This window comes from Salmonella sp. SAL4457 (assembly GCF_046548235.1).
Classification (GTDB): Bacteria; Pseudomonadota; Gammaproteobacteria; order Enterobacterales; family Enterobacteriaceae; genus Salmonella; species Salmonella enterica.
This window is the reverse complement of the sequence record NZ_JBGDZO010000246.1, coordinates 1-313: the sequence shown is the minus strand read 5'-3', so window position 1 is coordinate 313 and position 313 is coordinate 1. Positions and strand designations below refer to the sequence as shown.

1 protein-coding gene is annotated in these 313 nt (G+C 70.0%); it reads right to left on the bottom strand.

The genetic code is table 11. From position 1 onward, the window contains the following. Nucleotides 1–299 (bottom strand): MFS transporter (locus ACLJNW_RS24125; RefSeq protein ID WP_410961208.1); only part of this gene is annotated, 299 nt, incomplete at its 3' end. Nucleotides 300–313 lie beyond the last annotated feature (14 nt).

The window sequence follows — 313 nt, the reverse complement described above, 5'->3', positions numbered from 1 at the left end:
AGCATGCCCAGGCCCGACAGCGCCAGGCAGGCGAGGATCAGCGGGCGGCGCCCCCAGCGGTCGGCCCAGGGCGCGATGAACAGCGAGCCGGCGGCCATGCCAAAGAGGCCGGCGCTGAGCAGCAGGCCGATCTCGGCGCCGCCAAGGTTCCATTCGGCGGCCACCGAGGATGCGGTGAAGGCCATCACCAGCACGTCGAAGCCATCGATCAGGTTGAGCACGATACACACAGCCACCGCCAGCCACTGGAACGGACGCATCGGTTCGTCGTCGAGAGCGCGGCGCAAGTCCCGGTTCATGGGCGGCCCTCCCC